This is a genomic window from Devosia equisanguinis (assembly GCF_900631955.1).
In the GTDB taxonomy this organism is placed as follows: Bacteria; Pseudomonadota; Alphaproteobacteria; order Rhizobiales; family Devosiaceae; genus Devosia; species Devosia equisanguinis.
Genome location: NZ_UZWD01000038.1, coordinates 1 through 16,441, shown reverse-complemented (window position 1 = coordinate 16,441; position 16,441 = coordinate 1). Strand labels below are relative to the sequence as shown.

Here is a 16,441-nt window from a genome sequence, read left to right as displayed (position 1 = left end):
TCAGAAGAGCGAACCCGACCCCGCCATGGCCAACGATCTCAGCACACCATTGACCGGCCGCAAGCGCCGTGGCGACGGTGGCCGGGGCCGTTTGCACCTGCCGCTGGGGCGCATTCTCTTCGGCATCATCGCCGTGATCGTGCTGGGCCTGGTGCTGCGCGTGGTCATGGTCGAAGATCCCAATGGCGGCCGCCCCTCCCAGGAAGTGGCCATCACCTCCACCCGCGATGGCAATGCCATCGCCAATGCCGTGGCCAGCGGGCCGGTGACCATTACCGCCGATCCCGAGCAATTCCCCGCCGGCGCCGCGATCACCGAGATGACGGCCGGCCACGATGCGCCCGCCGACATGGGGCCGCTGCCGGTGCGCGACACCACTGGCGCTCTGCCCGATCTCAGCGAAGAAACTGCCAATGGCGCCATCCCACGCATTTCCGGCACTGGCACGCGCCCCTTCGAGGCCTATCGCAATGCCGCGCCTGTGGTCAGCGGCCCCAAGGTGGCGATCATCGTCACCGGCCTTGGCATCAACGAACAGGGCTCGCTCGACGCTATCGGTCAGTTGCCGCCCGATGTGACACTGGCCTTTGCCCCCTATGGACGGCAATTGCAGAACACGGTTTCGGCCGCGCGCTCCTCCGGCCACGAGGTAATGCTGGAGATCCCGCTCGAGCCCTTCGACTACCCACAGAACGATCCCGGCCCCCATACCATCCTCACCGGCGAAGCCCCGCGCGCCAATCTCGAAAAGCTGTTCTGGCTGATGGCGCGATTTGGCGGTTATTTCGGCGTCATCAACAATATGGGCGCACGCTTCACCGCCTCGGGCACCGACTTCTCGCCGATCATGGAAGAGTTGGGCGCCCGTGGCATCGGCTATATCGATGACGGCTCCTCAAACCGCTCGGTGGCCCAGCAATTGTCCAGCACCAACAAGGTGCCCTTTGCCAAGGCCAGCCTGATCATCGACGCCAACCCCTCGCGCCAGGCCATTCTCGCAGCGCTTGCCAGCCTTGAAAACCAGGCCATGGAAAGCGGCGGAGCCATCGGTATTGTGAGCGCCCTGCCCATATCGGTGCAGGCAGTGACCGAGTGGTCGCAAGACCTTCAAGCGCGCGGGATAACCTTGGTGCCCGCCAGCGCCCTGATGAAATGAAAAGACCTGCTATGACGACCCGCCCTGACCGTGACGCCCTGCCCTATCGTGACTGCGTGGGGGTGGCCGTCTTCAATGCCGAGGGCAACGTGCTGATCGGGCGGCGCAAGGCCGATCCCAATTCCGAGGACCGCAGTGAAGTCGCCGCGCCATGGCAGATGCCGCAGGGCGGCATCGACAAGGGCGAAGACCCGCTGCGCGCCGCTTTGCGCGAGCTGCACGAGGAAACCAATATCGTCTCGGTCAGCCTCCTGGCCGAGGCACCGGAATGGATCCATTACGACCTGCCCGACGAGGCCCTGGGCATTGCCCTCAAGGGACGCTATCGCGGCCAGCGCCAGCGCTGGTTTGCCTTCGCCTTTACCGGCAAGCCCAGCGAGATCGATGTCGAGACCCCAGGTGGCGGCAAGTTTCCGGCCGAGTTCGACGCCTGGCGCTGGGAAAAGCTGAGCCGCACCCCCAGCCTGATCGTGCCGTTCAAGAAGCCCGCCTATGAAAAGGTGGTCGAGGCCTTTGCCGATATCCCGCAGCGCTTCACCCATGTCTGAGGCCAGCATGAAGACCATCGGCCTGATCGGCGGCATGAGCTGGGAATCCACCGCCCATTACTACCGGGTGCTGAACCAGGAGACGGCGCGTCGTCTCGGCGGTCTGCATTCGGCGCCGCTCATCGTCCATTCGGTCGACTTCGCCGGGATCGCCGCCATGCAATCGGCCGGCGCCTGGGACGAAGCGGGAGCCGCGCTCAATGGCGTGGCGCGCGGTCTGGTCGCCGCCGGTGCCGACATCATCGGCCTTGCCACCAACACCATGCATGTGGTGGCCGACGCCATTCAGGACGGCATTGCCCGCCCCTTCGTCCACATCGCCGATCCCACGGCAGAGGCCTTGCTCGCCGACGGTTTCGATACGGTGGGCCTGCTGGGCACGCGCTTCACCATGGAAATGGACTTTTACAAGGACCGGCTGCTGGCGCGTGGCCTCACCCCGTTGATCCCCGAGGTGGAACGCACCAATCTCAACGGCATCATCTATGACGAGCTGTGCAAGGGCATCGTGCGCGAGGAGTCGCGCCGCATCTATCAGACCGCCATCGACCGGCTCGCCGCGCGCGGCGCCCAGGCCGTTATCCTGGGCTGCACCGAGATCGGCATGTTGATCGACGACAGCACCTCGTCACTGCCCACCTACGACACCACCGATCTGCACGCCAAGGCCCTGGTTGACGCGGCCCTCGCCGGCTGAGCGACCGCTCAAGCCGCCGCGCGCTGCTTCGGCATCTGTTTGTCCTCATCGAGCCGGAACACGTCGACAATCCGGTCCAGGGCCTGGGTCTGGCCCTCGGTCTGCGCAATGACCGAATTGGTCTCTTCCACCAATGAAGCATTGTGCTGCGTCATCTGATCGAGCGTGCGCACGGCCATGTTGACCTCTTCGATCGCAGAAGCCTGCTCACGGCTGGCCTGGGTGATGGCCCGCACCAATGCGCTATTCTCTTGCGCCGCCTCCAGAACCGCACGAAGTCTGTCACCGGCCTCGACCACAAGCTGTGCCCCGCCCGTCACTTCCGTGCCGCTCTGTTCAACAAGCGCCTTGACCTCATTGGACGCCTGCGCGGCGCTCTGCGCCAGCCGCCTCACCTCCACCGCGACGACGGCAAAACCCTTCCCGGCGTCACCCGCCCGTGCCGCCTCGACCGAAGCGTTGAGCGCCAACAGATTGGTCTGGAAAGCGATGTCGTCGATCAACCCGATGACGTTGGAGATCTTCTGCGAAGAGGCGGTGATACGCGCCATGGCCCCGGTCGCCTCCTCCATCACCGCGCGGCTCTCCTGGGCGACGGCAGAGACGGTCTCGGCCTTGCGCGCTGCCTCTTCGGCCATGCCGGCATTGCTGGCCACCGTCGCCGCCAGCTCTTCCATGGCTGCCGATGTCTGCTCGATGGTGGCCGCCTGCCGCGTCGTGCGTTCCGACAGATCATTGGCGCCGCTCAGCAGCTCGCCGCTGGCTGTCCGCAGCGAGCGCGTCGTCATGCGCAGCTGCCCCACCACATCGGCAAAGCGCTCCACTGTGCCATTCAGCGCCATGCGCAGGTCTTCGAACTCGGCAGGAAAAGGCGTGTCGATCGTATGGGTCAGGTCGCCCGAGGCCAGCGTCTTCAGCCCTTGGCCAATGGCGGCGACGGACTGCTTGCGCGCTGTCACGTCCGTGGCGAACTGAACGACCTTATAGGCCCGTCCTTCGGCATCCGCGATCGGGGTAAAAGTGCTCTGGATCCACACTTCGCGGCCATCGCGCGTCCGTCGGCGGTACTCGCCACTCTTGAACGTGCCCTCTGCTAACTCGGTCCAGAACTGAATATAGCTGACACTTTTAGGATCGGCGTTGAACAGGAACAGCGCATTGGGCTGGCCGACAACGTCTGCAGCTCCATAGCCCAGCAACCGCAGGAAATTTTCATTGGCACTGATGACGGTGCCATCGAGGTGAAACTCGGCCACGATCTGGCTCCGACCAATGGCCTGCAATTGCCCCGTATGATCGGCTGCCTCGGCAAGATGATGCCGCGCCCGCTCGTCGAGCGCGGCTTTTTCCAGCGCATTGGTACGAAAAATCTCGACGGATCGCGCCATGGCGCCGACTTCGTTGCGCACATGGAGATAGGGCACTTCACAATCGAGTTCGCCGCCGGCTATGGCGTCCATCGCCTTAGCCAATTGGGGAATGGGTCGGATCAGCCCGCGGGCCACCATGAGCGCGACGAGTGCAATCAAAACCAGGGCCAGCAGGGCCGTTGCTCCCAGCACCAGCATGGATTGTCCGAGCACCGCCTCCAGCGGCGTGCGGTCAACCGCGATAAGCAGGGCCCCAATCACTTTGCCATCGGCCGTGGCAATAGGCTGGTACCGCATCAGGTAGCGCTTGGCCTCGATCTGGTCGGCCACCTGCACCGCGCTGCCGGCCATAAGGGTGTCGAACAAAGCACTGCCGGCAGGGATGGCGCGATCCACTGCCCGCTCTCCGCTCGACAGGACCAGGCTGGTGCTGCCGACGAGAAAGTCCGGACTGACCTCAGGGTCGAACACATAGATGGCAGCGCCCTGGCCCGCGACACGCGAGACCGTGTCGATAACGTCGTGCGTGCGGAACCGCGGCATGCGTTGCGCAGAAAGACCTGTGACCTCGCCCGGCTCGTCGAGCACAACGTCCAGGCTGGGCAGATTGACCTGGAGGATTTGCGCTGCAACGCGCGTGGATGTCATGACCGCGGCGTCAGTATCCCGCTGCACGGTGCCACTGAGGCTGAGATACAGCCCTGCGATAACCGCCAGCATGGCGGCCGCCAAGGCCGCGATAGTCATGGCCGGAATGGCGAAGGTCAGACGCAGATTGCTCAGAAACGTGCCCATCGTAATGTCCCCATTTGCCGGCCCTCCAGCCGGACACCACCCGCTCCCTGAGCTCAGAGACTGGGGCCTAAATGTTAACTCGACGTTGCATCACGGAAAATTTCTAATTATATCAATGACTTGCCTAAACGCTGGGCAAGGCGCTCAAATTAAAAGCAAAAAGGCCGCCTCCAGAGGAAGCGGCCTTACAGTATGGTCGGCAGATCAAATGCCTTAATGGACGTGGGCGCCGTTGATCTGCTGGGCCTCGATGGCGAGGTTCAACAGGCCAGATACCACTTCCTGGGCATAGGACTTGTCCTCGGGCGAAGCGGCGCGGGCCAGTTCTTCCTCGGCGGCCTTGATCTGCGTCTGCAGATCGCCATGGTCGAAATGCGCGAAGGGAATGGAACGCTCGGCCAGGATGGTCAGCCCGGACGGCGACACATCGGCAAAGCCACCCTTGACGAAATAGATGTCGGCATGGCCGGCATCCTTGGTCACGGTGATGAAGCCGGGACGCAGCGTGGTCATGAACGGCGCATGGTCGTTCATCACCGTGAAATAGCCTTCCGTGCCCGGGACGGTGACCGACACGACGGTCTCCGACAGCACCAGGCGCTCGGGCGAAACGATCTCGATCTTGAGGCCTTCAGCCATATTTTTGGTCCCTTAGCGGAGAGAGCCCGAAAGCTCGAGCTTAGGCGCAGGGCCCGCCGCTGGCGGCGAGCCCGGATTGGATAGCTTAGGCAGCCTGGGCGGCCAGCTTCTGGGCCTTGGCAACGGCGTCTTCGATGGTGCCGACCATGTAGAAGGCGGCTTCCGGCAGGTGATCGTAGTCACCATTCACCAGGCCCTTGAAGCCCTTGATGGTGTCTTCGAGCTGCACGAACACGCCCGGCGAACCGGTGAACACTTCGGCCACGTCGAAGGGCTGGCTCATGAAGCGCTCGATCTTGCGGGCGCGGGCCACGGTCAGCTTGTCTTCTTCGGAGAGCTCGTCCATGCCCAGGATGGCGATGATGTCCTGCAGAGCCTTGTACTTCTGCAGGATCGCCTGAACTTGACGGGCGGTCTCGTAGTGCTCGACGCCCACAACGTTCGCGTCGAGAATACGCGAGTTGGAAGCCAGCGGATCCACGGCCGGGTAGATACCCTTTTCCGAGATGGCGCGGTTGAGCACGGTCGTCGCGTCAAGGTGAGCGAAGGTCGTGGCCGGGGCCGGGTCGGTCAAGTCGTCGGCGGGCACGTAAACGGCCTGCACCGAGGTGATCGAGCCCTTGGTGGTGGTGGTGATGCGTTCCTGCATCGCGCCCATGTCGGTCGACAGCGTCGGCTGGTAACCCACGGCGGAGGGGATGCGGCCCAGCAGAGCCGACATTTCGGCGCCGGCCTGGGTGAAGCGGAAGATGTTGTCCACGAAGAACAGCACGTCCTGGCCCTTGTCGCGGAAATTCTCGGCGACGGTGAGGCCCGTCAGCGCCACGCGGGCACGGGCACCGGGGGGCTCGTTCATCTGGCCGAACACCAGGGCGCACTTGGAGCCGGCGGCGGAGCCACCATGTTCCTTGGGGTCCTTGTTCACGCCCGATTCGATCATTTCGTGATAGAGATCGTTGCCTTCGCGGGTGCGTTCACCCACGCCGGCGAACACCGAGTAACCACCATGGGCCTTGGCGACGTTGTTGATCAGTTCCTGGATCAGCACGGTCTTGCCCACGCCGGCGCCGCCGAACAGGCCGATCTTGCCGCCACGAGCGTAGGGAGCGATCAGGTCCACGACCTTGATGCCGGTGACCAGCACCTGGCTTTCCGGGGACTGCTCGACGAATTCGGGCGCATCCTGGTGGATTTCGCGACGGGCAGCGGCCGGGATCGGGCCTGCTTCGTCGATGGGCTCGCCGATCACGTTCATGATGCGGCCCAGGGTTTCGTCACCGACGGGCACCGAGATCGAAGCGCCGGTATCGGACACTTCGGTGCCGCGAACCAGACCTTCGGTCGTGTCCATGGCGATGGTGCGCACAGCGTTTTCGCCCAGGTGCTGCGCCACTTCCAGGACCAGACGCTGGCCATTATTGGTGGTTTCAAGCGCGTTCAGGATGGCGGGCAGGTGATCGTCGAACACCACGTCAACGACGGCGCCAATGACCTGCGAAACGCGACCGGCCTTCTTCTCTGCCATTTGTTCGTCCTCGCTGATGGGTTAGAGCGCTTCCGCGCCCGAGATGATTTCGATGAGTTCTTTGGTGATCTGGGCCTGACGCTGGCGGTTATAGCTCAGCTGCAGCTTACCGATCATTTCGCCGGCATTGCGGGTCGCATTGTCCATGGCGGACATCTGCGCACCGTAGAACGAGGCAGAGTTTTCGAGCAGGGCGCGAAGGATCTGCACGCTGATATTGCGCGGCAACAGGTCTTCGACGATCGCTTCTTCGTTCGGCTCGTATTCATAGGGCACGGCGGGAGCGGCGGCATTGCCTTCGCCCTCGATGCGCTCGAGCTTGGCCGGAATGATCTGCTGGGCCGTCGGCACCTGGCTGATCACGCTGCCGAACTTGGCGAAGAACAGGGTGGCCACGTCGAATTCGCCGGCGGCGAACATGGCGAGCACCTTGTTGGCGACCAGCTCGGCCTGGGTGAACCCGACCTGCTTGATCTCGCGGAAGTTGAAGGTGTCGACGATCAGTTCCGGATATTGCCGGCGCAGAATGTCATGACCCTTGCGGCCAACGGTCAGAATCTTGACCGTCTTGCCTTCGCGGATCAGCTTGGCAGCGTGATCGCGCGCCAGGCGGGCGATGGAGGAGTTGAAACCGCCGGCCAGGCCGCGCTCGCCGGTGGCAACCACCAGCAGATGCACCTGATCCTTGCCCGTGCCGCCAAGCAGCACCGGGGCGTTTTCCTGCCCATCATAGACGGCGCCAAGCGCTGCCAGCACCTTGCCCATGCGCTCGGCATAGGGACGCGCGGCCTCGGCAGCTTCCTGGGCGCGACGGAGCTTGGCCGCCGCGACCATCTGCATGGCCTTGGTGATCTTTTGGGTCGATTTGACCGAGTCGATCCGGTTTTTGAGGTCCTTTAGCGACGGCATTGCCTGTCGTCTCCTTCAGGGCTTAAGCCGCGTAGGTCTTCTTGATCTCATCCAGAGCCGACTTCAGCTTGGCGCGGGTGTCGTCGCTCAGAGCCTTTTCGGCGGCGATGGTCTTGAGGATGTCGGCATATTTCGAGCGCATGTTCGACAGAACGTGCTTTTCGAAGTCCTGCACCTTGGTGACCGGAATGCTGTCGAGATAGCCCTGGCCGCCGGCAAAGATCACCGCAACCTGTTCTTCCGTCTTGAGCGGGGAGAACTGCGGCTGCTTGAGCAGCTCGGTGAGACGGGCACCACGGTTCAGCAGACGCTGGGTGGCGGCGTCGAGGTCCGAACCGAACTGGGCGAAGGCGGCCATTTCGCGATACTGCGACAACTCACCCTTGAGCGAGCCGGCAACCTGCTTCATCGCCTTGATCTGGGCCGAACTACCCACGCGGGACACCGAGAGACCGACGTTCACGGCCGGGCGGATACCCTGGAAGAACAGGTTGGTCTCGAGGAAGATCTGGCCGTCGGTGATCGAGATCACGTTGGTCGGAATATAGGCCGACACGTCGTTGGCCTGCGTCTCGATGACGGGCAGCGCAGTCAGCGAACCCAGACCGTGGTCTTCGTTCATCTTGGCGGCGCGTTCGAGCAGACGGGAGTGCAGGTAGAACACGTCGCCCGGATAGGCTTCGCGGCCCGGCGGACGGCGCAGCAACAGCGACATCTGGCGGTAGGCAACGGCCTGCTTGGTCAGATCGTCATAGGCGATCACGGCATGCTTGCCATTGTCGCGGAACCACTCGCCGATGGCGCAGCCGGTGAACGGCGCGATATACTGCAGCGGTGCCGGATCGGAGGCGGTTGCTGCGATCACGATCGAGTAGGGCAGAGCGCCCGATTCTTCGAGCTGACGCACGAACTGGGCGACGGTGGAGCGCTTCTGACCCACGGCGACGTAGATGCAGTAGAGCTTGTCGGTGTCCGAGGCGTTGGCATCGTGTGCCGGGCGCTGGTTGAGGAAGGTGTCAAGAATGATGGCGGTCTTGCCGGTCTGGCGGTCACCAATAACCAGCTCGCGCTGGCCGCGGCCGATCGGGATCAGCGCATCGATGGCCTTGAGGCCGGTGGACATGGGCTCGTGCACGGACTTGCGCGGCAGGATGCCGGGAGCCTTGACGTCGACGCGGCGGCGTTCGGTATGCTCGATCGGGCCCTTGCCGTCGATCGGATTGCCGAGACCGTCGACCACGCGGCCGAGGAGGCCCGGCCCCACGGGGGTGTCCACGATGGCGCCAGTACGCTTGACGACGTCGCCTTCCTTGATCGAACGGTCATTGCCGAAAATCACGACGCCGACATTGTCGGTTTCGAGGTTCAGCGCCATGCCCTTGATGCCACCCGGGAACTCGACGAGCTCACCGGCCTGCACCTTGTCGAGGCCGTAGACGCGGGCGATACCGTCGCCAACGCTCAAAACCTGGCCGACTTCGGAAACCTGGGCTTCCTGGCCGAAATTCTTGATCTGGTCCTTGAGGATCGCAGAGATTTCCGCGGCTTTGATGTCCATTTATCCGACCTCTTTCATGGCGATTTTCATCGCAGCGAGTTTTGTCTTGAGCGAAGAATCGATCATCTGCGATCCGACCTTCACCTGAAGGCCACCGATCAGCGAGGGATCGACGAATTGGTTGAGTGTGATGGTCTTGCCCAGCTTGGCCTTGAGCGTCTCGGCGAGGGCCGAAGCTTGTTCCGAGGTCAGGGGGGCAGCCGACGTCACCTCGGCAGTCATTTCGCCACGGGCGGCAGCGGCCAGCTCGCGGAAACCGACAATGATCTGGTCGAGCGCGAACAGGCGCCCGTTCCGCGCCACGAGGCGCAGGAAGTTGGCGACCAGCGGATTGACCTTGGCCTTGCCGATAATGGCATCGAGGGCCGCAGCCTTGACGTCGCTGGTGATCACCGGCGAGCGGAGATAACGCGCGAAATCATCGCTTTCGCCGATCAGGCGGGAAATATCGGAAAGCCCGGTTTCCACCTGGGCCAGCTGGTTCTCGCTCTCTGCGAGATCAAACAGCGCCGACGCATATGGCCGCGCGATCTGGGTAAGCACTGAATTCTGCGCTGCCAATGCCGCTTCACCCTCTTTCTGGCCTGCCCTGTTGTCAGCTTCGCTATTGGAAGCCCCGGGCGGGTTATGAACGCTTGGACGTGCTCGGAAACGGGGTTCGAGCCGGACCCCTCTAAAGTCGCGCTCGCTCTAACATAAGCCCGGCGCGCCACGCAAGGCTTGGCAACGCGATTCAATTGTGGCGAAAGTGTCGCAGGCTTCGAGGCGTCCCGCAGGGAGAAAGGCTCCAGTGGAGCCTTTCTAGCAGAGAAGGCCATGAGAGCTATGCTCGAATGGCAAGGCGCCCCACAGGGCAAATCGGTCTAGTGGACCGATTTGAGCCGAGAAGGCCATGACGGCTATGCCGGAGTGGCGGGGTCGACCGGCAGATATCGCAACTTGCTCTGCCAAAATACCAAATTTTGGTATCATCCCCTATCAGGAGGCAACGTCATGGCTCGCAATACATCCGTTTCTCTAAGCGATCACTTCGCCGAATTCGTCGACGATCAGGTCGAAACCGGACGCTACGGCTCCGCCAGCGACGTGATCCGCGCTGGGTTGCGCCTACTAGAGGAGCACGAAGCCAAGGTCAAAGCGCTGCATGACGCCATCAGGGCCGGAGAAGAATCGGGGCCGGCAACGCCATTTGACCGCGATGCGTTTCTCGCTGAACTACAAAGCCGTCATGCCCATGAGGGCAATTGACCTCAAGCCTTTGGCCAGAGAGGACTGGCGCGGCATCTGGGACCATGGAATAGAGAATTGGTCGGCAACGACGGCGAAAAGCTATTACAACCGGATTGCAAATCGTCTGGAGGACCTTGCAGTCGGCAAGCTCATTGGTCTTCCCGCCTATAACTATCCGGGCGTCCTGAAGAGTCTGATCGGGTCTCATGCCATCTACTTCCGCATCGAGCCAAAGACCTTGACCGTCTTGCGAATTCTTCACCAAGGCATGGATGTCGGCAAAAACCTCTAACCACTCACATAAAACTCATCGGATCGATGTCGATCTGCACCTTGATGTCGCCCTTGGGCCGTTCACCGCTTGCCAGCCAGAAGCGGACGTAACCGGAAAGATCAAAGTCCTTGCCCGACTGGGCCAGAAGCCGCACCCGATGGCGGCCGCGAATCATTGAAACAGGCGCATCGGCCGGCCCGAACAGCCGCACCCCCTCTGCCATCGGCGCCGCCGACAGCAGCGTGCGCGCATAGGCCATGGCGCCCGCCTGCTCATTGGCCGAGATGATCAGCGCCGCCAGCCGTCCAAAGGGCGGCATCCCACCCGCCTCGCGCGCCAGCAATTCCTGCGCATAAAAAGCCTCGCGATCGCCCGACACCATGGCCTTCATCACCGGATGGTCGGGATGATAGGTCTGCAAAAACGCCTTGCCGTGCCGGCTCGCCCGTCCGGCCCGCCCCGCCACCTGCGTCAGGATCTGAAAGGTCTTTTCGGCAGCGCGCGGATCGCCATGGGCGAGGCCGAGATCGGCGTCGAGCACCCCCACCACCGAAAGCTTTTCGAAATGGTGCCCCTTGCTGACCAGCTGCGTGCCGATGATCAGATCATATTCGCCCCGCTCCACCTCGGCGAAGCGCTCGCGCAATTGCCCATGGCTGCCCATATCGGTCGACAGCAGCACCCGCCGCGCATCGGGAAAGCGCGCCGCCGCCTCCTCGGCAATACGCTCGATGCCCGGGCCCACGGCCACCAGGCTATCGGCCTCGCCACAGGCGCTGCAGCTCTTGGGCGTGCGCATTTCGTGGCCGCAATGATGGCACATGAGCACGCCGCGAAACCGGTGTTCCACCATCCAGGCCGAGCAATTCGGGCATTGATATTGATGGCCACACGAGCGGCACAGGGTCAGCGGCGCATAGCCGCGCCGGTTGAGGAATAACAGCGCCTGCTCGCCCCGATCGAGCGCCGCAAACACTTCCCGCGCCAGGATCGGGGCGATCCATTCGCCCTTTTCCGGTCCGTCGGTCCGCATGTCGATGGCGGTGACATCGGGCATGGCAGCAGCCGCAAAACGGCTTTCGAGCCGCACATGGGCATAGCGCGCCTGATTGGCATTGTTGCGTGATTCCACCGAGGGCGTGGCCGAGGACAGCACCACCCGGGCCCGCGCGAGATTGGCGCGGACGATGGCCATGTCGCGCGCGTGATAGGTAAAGCCGTCCGATTGCTTATAGGCGCCGTCATGCTCCTCATCGAGCACCATAAGGCCCAGTTCACGGAAGGGCAGGAACAGCGCCGAGCGCGCCCCCACCACCGCCCTCACCGTGCCGTCCAGCACGCCGCGCCACACCTTGGCGCGCTGCGCCGGGGTCATGTCTGAATGCCATTCGGCGGGCCTGGTGTCGAAGCGGCGGGTAAAGCGGTCGATGAAAGTATTGGTAAGCGCGATCTCAGGCAGCAGAATCAGCGCCTGACGGCCGGCACGCAATGTGTCGGCCACCGCCTCGAAAAACACCTCGGTCTTGCCGCCCCCGGTCACTCCGTCGAGCAGCGCCACCCCGAACTGCTGGGGGTCGAGCGCCCTGATCTGGTCCAGCGCCGCCTGCTGTTCGGCGTTGAGCACCGATGGATTGCCATCGGGATCAGGCGGCAAAACCACGGGCGGCGGCGCCATTTCGAGCTTTTCCAGCGCCCCGACCCGTTCCAGCCCCTCGATTACCGAAGGCGACACTCCGCTGGCCCCGATCAGCGCCGGCTTGGGCCAGGCCATGTCGTCCATCAGGCAATCGAGCACCCGCAGCCGCGCCGGCGTCAGCTTTTCCGGCTCATGCCCGGTGCGGCGATAGGCGATGACAGGCTTGGGTGCATCCAGCGCTTCGGGCGAGCGCAACACGCCGCGCAGCACCTGACCCGGCGCCGCCAAAGTGTAGCGCGCTACCCACTCGACCAAAGCCAGCAACTCCCCTGACAGGGGCGGAACGTCATAGGCATGGGCGATTTCGCGCAGGCGGTTATGAGCGATATTATCCTTGGGCGGACCCCAGACCACGCCCAGCACCAGGCGCGGCCCCAGCGGCACGGCAACGATGGCGCCACGCTCCACCACCATGCCGGCAGGCACGCGATAGCTATAGGGGCCTTCGACGGCCACGCCGACCATGACGGCGACGATGTCGGGATGATCCAGCATTTGTGCCCGTTCTGTTCGCGTCAGAACATAGGAGCATCAGCTGATTCTGCAAGAACAAGCCGGCCGAAATCGGCCGCGCTGTCCCACATGCTTCAGAAATTACCGCGCAGGCTCGCGGTGAGTTCGACACTGCGGAAATCGCCCCCCGCGCCGCCCCCGGTGGCGCTCACCAGCGTGCTGGTGGAGCCGATGAACATCTGGCTGTCGCCGCGTTGGCGGAAAATCTGGCTATAGCGTGCGCCCAGCACCACTTCGGCCATAGGGCCGATGGCATAGCCCACATCCGCGCCCGCCGTCAGTGTCGGGGAGACATAGAGCTGGTCGACGAATTTGAGGTCACGCAGCCAGTGATTGTCGGTTCCCAGCGCATTGACCGTCAGGCCGCCACGCAACAGGCCACCGATGCGGATATTGCCATAATGCTGCTCGCCTTCAACGCCGGCGAACACTTCGGGAAGCTGCTGGCGATAGGTAATGCCGCGGCCAGGGGGCATATCCCCGATCAGGTCGCGAAAGCCGCCTGGGGAGGAATAGGCATAGGAGCCGCCATGGGCGGTCCATTGCACATCGGTGAATTTGAAGCCGCTCTGCAGCCGCACCAGCGCCTGGTCGGTGCGCGAAAGATCATAGCCGATGCTGGCGGCGCCGGTCCAGAAATGGTCGAGATTGGTGCTGGGATGCTGGGAGCGGTCTGTCCAACTGCCGAAATTGTCGCTCGGCCCCGTCCAGTCATAATCCTCCATATAGGAGGCGCCGTAACCGGCGACGCTGCCTTCCAGCCCGACGCTGAACCCGCCACCAAGATCGGCCGACAGATTGCCGCGCAGCACCGGCGCGCGGCTCTGCCAGATCAGCTGGCTCAGCGTTTTGTCGCCGTTATAGACGAGCTCATTGGCCTCGATGAAGGCCGCCCCGATTCCGGCCTGCACCCGCACGCTGTCGCTATCGGAGACGGCGTGCCGATAATCCTCGGTGCCGAAGCCGCCGCGAAAGGCGATCGGATCGCCCTTGCCGGGTTGATAGACCAGGCTCTGGTCGGCCGCGAGCGCGGGCGTGGCAAGGGCAGTGGCAGTCGAAAGAGCGAAAAGGATGGAGCGCACGGGAAATCTCCTTGTGCGACCAGTTGACCATGCCCAGGTTAAGACAGGGTTTACCATGTCCGTTGACACTTCAGTCATGACCGACGCCGCCTTTGCCACCGATGATTTCGTGCGCGCCCAGCTTGCCGGCTGGCAGACCGAGCTCGGCGCCGTGCGGCGCCTCGCGCCCAAGACGCTCGAAGCCTATGGCCGCGACCTCACCCAGTTCATGTCCTTCCTAGCCGATCACATGGGTGGGCCGGTGACGCTCAAGTCGTTGCGCGAGCTGCGCGGCGCCGACATTCGCGCCTTCATGGCCCAGCGCCGCAGCGAAAGCCTCGGCTCGCGCTCGCTGGCGCGGGTGCTGTCCGCACTCAAGAGCTTTTTTGCCTATCTCGAACGGCAGGGCGTGGTGTCGGTGGAAGCGCTCAACGTCATCCGCACCCCCAAAATCGGTCGCTCGCTGCCCAAGGCGCTGACCGTTCTAGAAGCCCGCGCCACCATCGACACGGCGGGCGAAATGGAAGAGCGCCCCTGGGTGGGCGCGCGCGACATGGCGGTGATCGCGCTCTGCTATGGCTGCGGGCTGCGCATTTCCGAAGCCCTGGCGCTGACCGGCGCCGATCTCGAGGCCGATGTGCTGCGCGTCACCGGCAAGGGCGGCAAGATGCGCATGGTACCCCTGATCGCGCCGGTGCGGCGGGCCATCGATCTCTATCGCGAGCTCAGCCCCTTCAAGCTCTGGCCCGAAGAGCCGTTGTTCCGCGGCGTGCGCGGCGGCGTGCTGTCGCCCCGGCTCATCCAGCTGCGCATGGAGCAATTGCGCTCGGTATTGGGCCTGCCGCCCTCCGCCACGCCGCATGCCCTGCGCCATTCCTTTGCCACCCATTTGCTCGGCAAGGGCGGCGATCTGCGCTCCATCCAGGAGCTATTGGGCCATGCCAGCCTCTCCACCACCCAGATCTACACCGCCGTCGATACCGACCGGCTCCTCGAAAGCTACGCAAAAGCCCATCCGCGCGGATAAGCGCGCCAATTGGACGGAAAGGCCCCGACGGGGGCTTTGACGCTGCCGCCGCCAAGCCTATGGATGGGTCATGACCAGCCCCTCAACACCCAGTCCCGCGCCGCAAGCGGCTTCGATCGACATGCTCGGCTATGGCTTTGCCCTGACCGGCGCGGCGCTGTTCTCGACCAAGGGCATTTTCATCAAGCTGGCCTTCGCCGAGGGCGCCTCGACCGAAATCGTCCTGGCGCTGCGCATGCTGGTGGCGCTCCCTGTCTATCTGGTGATTCTGCTTGTGCTGCTCCGCCGCAATCCGCAGACCCGCGCCCTGCTCACCCCGCGCCGCCTGCTGGCTTCCATGGCGGTGGGGAGTCTCGGCTATTATCTTTCGAGCTATCTCGATTTTGCCGGCCTGGCCTTCGTCTCCGCCCAATATGAGCGGCTGGTGCTCTTCACCTATCCGTTCTTCGTGCTGCTGTTCGGGGTCTGGTTCTTCGGCGACCGCATGAACTGGCGGCTGATGCCGGCCATGCTGGTCACCTATGGCGGGCTTTTGGTCATCTTCGCCTGGAACCTCACCATGCGCCCCGACGGCCTGTTCATCGGCACCGCGCTGGTCTTGGGCTCGGCCCTCACCTTCGCCTTTTACCAGCACCTGGCGCGCCGGCAGATGCTGGTCATCGGCTCTGGGCTTTTTACCTGTATCGGCATGTCCACCGCCGCCGTGCTCGCCATCGGGCAAAGCCTTCTGGCCGACGGTCCCGCCGCCTATGGCGAACTCTCGAATCATGTCTGGTTCTATGGCCTGATGCTGGGCATTTTCGGCACGGTGCTGCCCTCGTTCCTGCTCAATACCGGCATTGCCCGCATCGGCGCCCGCGCCACCTCCTCCACCGCCTCGCTCGGCCCGGTTGTCACCATCGTCCTGGCCGTGTTCATTCTGGGCGAGGAGTTCACCTGGATCCACGCCATCGGCACCGCCCTCGTGCTGTTCGGCTCATCCTGGTTCGCCCGCCAGGAAAGCCGCGCCGCCCGCGCCGGCAAATAATTCTTCCTCACGACGATGTGTGCCTGCCGCAAAGCCGCTATATTGTCGCTTCTATAGTGCTGGCCCAATTGGAGGACACCGATGCGTGCATTGAACACACTCATGGGCGGGGCGATGGTGAGCCTCATGCTGGCCACCAGCTTCACGGCGCCGGCATGGGCCCAACCGACGCCCAATGCGGCCAATATCGATTTTGGCGACGATTCCTCGCCCTGGGCCAAGGATGGCGAATGCGACGATCCGCGCTTCACCGGCCCCGGCGCCGCCCAGGAACTGGTGGAAGCGGACCGCATGAAGGACGCCACCGACTGCCGCGCCGCCTTCGAAGCGGGCAAGGTCACGTTCAAGGACGACGCCGGTACGCCGCCTCCACCCCCTCAGGGGCAGCCGGGGACGCCCCCGCCCCTGCCGGGAAC

At 63.6% G+C, this 16,441-nt stretch carries 16 protein-coding genes; 8 read left to right on the top strand and 8 right to left on the bottom strand.

The genetic code is table 11. The annotated features are described in order from the left end of the window. Nucleotides 1-25 precede the first annotated feature (25 nt). The 3 genes from DEVEQU_RS15020 to DEVEQU_RS15010 are packed head-to-tail and all read left to right on the top strand — an operon-like array spanning nt 26 to nt 2,401. Nucleotides 26-1,156, top strand: a complete 1,131-nt coding sequence (locus DEVEQU_RS15020) for a divergent polysaccharide deacetylase family protein (RefSeq protein ID WP_126151419.1) — start codon at nt 26-28, stop codon at nt 1,154-1,156. 11 nt (nt 1,157-1,167) lie between these two features. Continuing rightward, entirely contained in the window at nt 1,168-1,704 is a 537-nt protein-coding gene (locus tag DEVEQU_RS15015) for an RNA pyrophosphohydrolase (protein WP_206437864.1), read from the top strand. 7 nt (nt 1,705-1,711) lie between these two features. Next, a complete protein-coding gene (locus tag DEVEQU_RS15010; RefSeq protein ID WP_126151417.1) occupies nt 1,712-2,401 on the top strand; it encodes an aspartate/glutamate racemase family protein in 690 nt (229 codons plus the stop codon). Nucleotides 2,402-2,409: 8 nt separating this feature from the next. On the opposite strand, the gene DEVEQU_RS15005 is transcribed toward DEVEQU_RS15010, so the two are convergent. From DEVEQU_RS15005 to DEVEQU_RS14980, 6 genes are all read right to left on the bottom strand, one after another. Then, a complete protein-coding gene (locus tag DEVEQU_RS15005) occupies nt 2,410-4,566 on the bottom strand; it encodes a methyl-accepting chemotaxis protein (protein ID WP_126151416.1) in 2,157 nt (718 codons plus the stop codon). A 213-nt stretch (nt 4,567-4,779) separates the two neighbouring features. Beyond that, nucleotides 4,780-5,205, bottom strand: coding sequence for a F0F1 ATP synthase subunit epsilon (locus DEVEQU_RS15000; RefSeq protein ID WP_126151415.1), 426 nt, complete (start codon nt 5,203-5,205; stop codon nt 4,780-4,782). A gap of 85 nt (nt 5,206-5,290) precedes the next feature. Continuing rightward, on the bottom strand, nt 5,291-6,730 hold the full coding sequence (gene atpD / locus DEVEQU_RS14995) for a F0F1 ATP synthase subunit beta (protein WP_126151414.1): 1,440 nt from the start codon (nt 6,728-6,730) through the stop codon (nt 5,291-5,293). A gap of 21 nt (nt 6,731-6,751) precedes the next feature. Further along, entirely contained in the window at nt 6,752-7,639 is an 888-nt protein-coding gene (locus tag DEVEQU_RS14990) for a F0F1 ATP synthase subunit gamma (RefSeq protein WP_126151413.1), read from the bottom strand. A gap of 22 nt (nt 7,640-7,661) precedes the next feature. Then, nucleotides 7,662-9,197 carry a F0F1 ATP synthase subunit alpha gene (gene atpA / locus DEVEQU_RS14985; protein ID WP_126151412.1) on the bottom strand — a complete coding sequence of 512 codons (1,536 nt, stop codon included), beginning with the start codon at nt 9,195-9,197 and terminating at the stop codon, nt 7,662-7,664. After that, nucleotides 9,198-9,758, bottom strand: a complete 561-nt coding sequence (locus DEVEQU_RS14980; protein WP_126151411.1) for a F0F1 ATP synthase subunit delta — start codon at nt 9,756-9,758, stop codon at nt 9,198-9,200. Between the two features lie 432 nt (nt 9,759-10,190). Between DEVEQU_RS14980 and DEVEQU_RS14975 the strand changes: the two genes are divergently transcribed. Together DEVEQU_RS14975 and DEVEQU_RS14970 are read left to right on the top strand one after the other, a co-directional pair. Further along, entirely contained in the window at nt 10,191-10,445 is a 255-nt protein-coding gene (locus DEVEQU_RS14975) for a type II toxin-antitoxin system ParD family antitoxin (protein ID WP_126151410.1), read from the top strand. After that, entirely contained in the window at nt 10,432-10,719 is a 288-nt protein-coding gene (locus DEVEQU_RS14970) for a type II toxin-antitoxin system RelE/ParE family toxin (RefSeq protein WP_164550429.1), read from the top strand. The genes DEVEQU_RS14975 and DEVEQU_RS14970 overlap by 14 nt, the downstream gene beginning before the upstream one ends. Before the next feature lie 4 nt (nt 10,720-10,723). Here the strand turns inward: DEVEQU_RS14970 and DEVEQU_RS14965 are convergent, their stop codons facing one another. Next, nucleotides 10,724-12,892: a primosomal protein N' gene (locus tag DEVEQU_RS14965; RefSeq protein WP_126151408.1), complete on the bottom strand. Its 2,169-nt coding sequence runs from the start codon at nt 12,890-12,892 to the stop codon at nt 10,724-10,726. A 92-nt stretch (nt 12,893-12,984) separates the two neighbouring features. After that, nucleotides 12,985-13,992, bottom strand: a complete 1,008-nt coding sequence (locus DEVEQU_RS14960; protein ID WP_164550428.1) for an omptin family outer membrane protease — start codon at nt 13,990-13,992, stop codon at nt 12,985-12,987. A gap of 76 nt (nt 13,993-14,068) precedes the next feature. Here DEVEQU_RS14960 and DEVEQU_RS14955 point away from each other — a divergent pair, with 76 nt between their 5' ends. The 3 genes from DEVEQU_RS14955 to DEVEQU_RS14945 all read left to right on the top strand — a co-directional run. Then, a complete protein-coding gene (locus tag DEVEQU_RS14955; protein ID WP_126151687.1) occupies nt 14,069-14,998 on the top strand; it encodes a tyrosine recombinase XerC in 930 nt (309 codons plus the stop codon). Nucleotides 14,999-15,068: 70 nt separating this feature from the next. Beyond that, nucleotides 15,069-16,025, top strand: a complete 957-nt coding sequence (locus DEVEQU_RS14950; protein ID WP_126151406.1) for a DMT family transporter — start codon at nt 15,069-15,071, stop codon at nt 16,023-16,025. Nucleotides 16,026-16,106: 81 nt separating this feature from the next. Continuing rightward, a partial coding sequence (locus tag DEVEQU_RS14945) for a hypothetical protein (RefSeq protein ID WP_206437863.1) occupies nt 16,107-16,441 on the top strand: 335 nt, incomplete at its 3' end.